The organism is Actinoplanes sp. NPDC048791 (assembly GCF_040650095.1).
Lineage (GTDB): Bacteria > Actinomycetota > Actinomycetes > Mycobacteriales > Micromonosporaceae > Actinoplanes.
In genome coordinates this window covers 1-3,039 of the sequence record NZ_JBEZGQ010000998.1, presented here as the reverse complement: position 1 = coordinate 3,039, position 3,039 = coordinate 1, and the positions used below count along the sequence as shown (strand labels likewise).

2 protein-coding genes are annotated in these 3,039 nt (G+C 73.1%); one reads left to right on the top strand and one right to left on the bottom strand.

Going from position 1 to position 3,039, the window contains the following annotated elements; genetic code table 11:
• The first annotated feature begins 60 nt into the window (after window positions 1–60).
• Entirely contained in the window at window positions 61–651 is a 591-nt protein-coding gene (locus AB0C29_RS41105) for a TetR family transcriptional regulator (protein ID WP_360832572.1), read from the top strand.
• Between the two features lie 5 nt (window positions 652–656).
• On the opposite strand, the gene AB0C29_RS41100 is transcribed toward AB0C29_RS41105, so the two are convergent.
• Complete coding sequence (locus AB0C29_RS41100; protein WP_360832569.1) at window positions 657–2,963, bottom strand: glycosyl hydrolase family 65 protein; 2,307 nt, start codon at window positions 2,961–2,963, stop codon at window positions 657–659.
• Window positions 2,964–3,039: the final 76 nt, after the last annotated feature.

Sequence of the window (3,039 nt, the reverse complement as noted above, 5' to 3'; positions counted from 1 at the left end):
CATTGATTCAACGACCGTAGAACGAACGGTGCCTTGAGTCAACGTCCGTAGAATGAACCGGTGACCGACCCGAGCCCCAAGCCGACCCGGGCCCAGCAGCGCCGCCGGACCGAGGAGAACATCCTGGCCGCGGCCCGCCGGATGTTCGCCGACCTCGGCTACGACCGCACCACCATCCGGGCGGTGGCCAAGGAGGCCGGTGTCGATCCCGGCCTGGTCATGCACTACTTCGGCTCGAAGGACGAGCTCTTCGCGCGGGCCGCGAGCCTGCCCACGGACGAGCTGCCCGCCGGCAGTGCCGAGCAGCTGGCCGAGGCGTTGCTCGCCTCGCTGGCCGGGCGCCTGGACAGCGAACCGGTAGGCTCCCTGGCTGTCCTGCGCTCCATGCTGACCAACGCCGACGCCGCCGAGCGCTACCGGGCCGCGGGGGAGCCGCAGCTCAGCAAGATCAGCGCCGCGATCCCGGCCGCCGACGCCGACCTGCGGGCCGGCCTGCTCAGCGCGATCGTGCACGGCGTGATCATCGAGCGGTACCTGCTGCGCCTCGGCCGGCTCGCCGACGCCTCCCCGGAGCAGATCATCGACCTGCTCCGGCCGTGCTTCCAGCTGCTGGCCACGGCACCACCGCCGGATCCGCACCGGCCCGGATAGCCGGCTCAGGCCTCCAGAGCGTCGCGGCGGCGCTGCGGCGGACACGGTGACGTCGGCGCGGCCCGTTCCTCGACGCGGGGGATCGGCCGGGTGACCGGGTCGCCGTCCACGGTCAGCGTCTCGCCGTGGTGGGTGATCTCCACCGGTGGCCCGCTCACCTCGTACGTCGCCTCGGCCGGGGTGACCGTGACCCGCAGGCTGCTCTCGCGCCAGCGCAACCGGAAGCACATCCGGGGCAGGTGCTCGGGCAACCGGGGCGCGAAGCTGAGCCGGCCCCCGTGGTCGCGTAGCCCGCCGAAGCCCATCACCAGCGCGATCCACGAGCCCGCGCACGCCGCGATGTGCAGGCCGTCGCCGCTGGACTCGCCGCCGGCCCGCAGGTCGAGCAGGGCCGCCTCGGCCAGGTAGTCGTGGGCCAGCTCCAGGTGCCCGGTCTCGGCGGCCAGCACCGCCTGCGCGGGCGCGGACAGCGACGAGTCGCGGACCGTACGGGCCTCGTAGTAGGCGAAGTTGCGGGACTTCTCCTCGGCGGTGAACGCGTCCGAGCGCAATGCCATGGCGAGCACCACGTCGGCCTGCTTGATCACCTGCTTGCGGTACAGGTCCAGGTACGGGAAGTGCATCATCAGCGGGTAGTCGTCGTCCTTGGTCTGGGCGAAGTCCCACTCCTGGAGCCTGGTGAAGCCCGCCGCCTGCTCGTGCACCTGCCGCACCTCGGACCACGGCAGGTGCAGGTGGTCCGCGACCTCGCGCCAGGCGGCCAGCTCGTCGGCGCCGACGTCCAGGTCGTGGGCCTGCGCCGGGAAGCGGGCACAGGCCTCGGCCGCGCCGCGCAGGTTGTGCCGGGCCATCAGGTTGGTGAAGACGTTGTCGTCCATCAGCGCCGTGTACTCGTCCGGGCCGGTGACCCCGGCGATGTGCCACTCGCCGTCGTCGGCCACGTGCGCGACCCGGCACCACAGCCGGGCGGTCTCGACCAGGATCTCCAGCCCGGCCCCGGCCAGGAAGTCGTCGTCCCCGCTCGCCGCGGCATAGCGCAGCACGGCGTCGGCGATGTCGGCGTTGACGTGCAGGGCCGCCGTACCGGCCGGCCAGTAGCCGGAGCACTCCGCGCCGCTGATTGTCCGCCACGGGTAGGTCGCGCCGGCCAGGCGCAGCTCCCGGGCCCGGTCGCGGGCCGCCTCGAGCGTGCCGTGCCGCCAGCGCAGGGCCAGCCCGACACAGGCCGGGTGGGTGTACGTCAGCACGGGCAGCACGAACGACTCGGTGTCCCACAGCGTGTGGCCGTCGTACCCGTTGCCGGTCAGGCCCTTCGCCGCGATCGGGTGCGGTCCCGCCTGGGCGCCGGCCTGCAGCACGTGGAACAGGCCGAACCGGACGGCCTGCTGCACCTCGGGGTCGCCGTCGAGCTCCACGTCCGCGGCCGCCCAGAACTCGTCCAGATATGCCCGCTGGTCGGCCACCAGAGCGTCGAAGCCGAGCGACACCGCCGCATCGCGGTCCTGGCGGGCCCGGTCCGCCGACGCCTCGGCACCCCACGCGTACGCGAGGAACTTGTCCACCCGCAGCGTGCCCTCGCCGGTGATCGTGCAGCGGATCCGGTCCGGCTCGCTGGTCACCGTCCGCGTGCCGGTGGTGTGGTGGCTGACGGCCGCGGCGACCGCGAGGTCACTGCGCCGGGTGCGGTGCTCCAGGACGTCGTCGCTGTGCCGGACCGGCCGCAACGCGTTGTGCAGAGTGGTCGCGGCCCGCGGGTCGTCGCGCTGCTCCGGCTGCTCCTCGTTGGCCAGCAGGTCGGACTCGACGCGCAGCCGCACACCCGGGCCGGCTGTCACCTCGTAGCGGATCGCGGCCACCGACGGGTGCGGGAAGGAGACCAGGCGGGTGCTGACGATCCGCACGGCCGTGCCGGCCGGCGACACCCAGGCGACCTCGCGGCGCAGCGTGCCGGCCCGCAGGTCCAGCACGCGTTCGTGGGAGACGAGCTCACCGGTACGCACATCGAACGGCTCGTCGTCGACGCACAGCGCGATCAGTTTGCCGTTCGGCGCGTTCACGATGGTCTCGGACAGCTCCGGGTAGCCGTACCCGGCCTCGGCGTGCTGGAGGTCGCGCAGTTCGAAGAACGAGTTGAGGTAGCTGCCCGGCATGCCCTGGGGCTCGTTCTCGTCCAGGTTGCCGCGCAGTCCGATGTGCCCGTTGGCCAGCGCGAAGAGAGATTCGGCGTGGCGCAGTCCAGCGGTGCTGAGCGAGTCCTCGGACAGCCCGGTCTCGCGGACGCACCAGGGCTCGGCCGCGGCGAGGTCAGCCACGGGCGGCCGTACCGGAAAGGTCCGGGCGGCCGCCGGCGTGCCCGACGGTGGCGCCCGAGGCAGCGGTCGCCCGGCG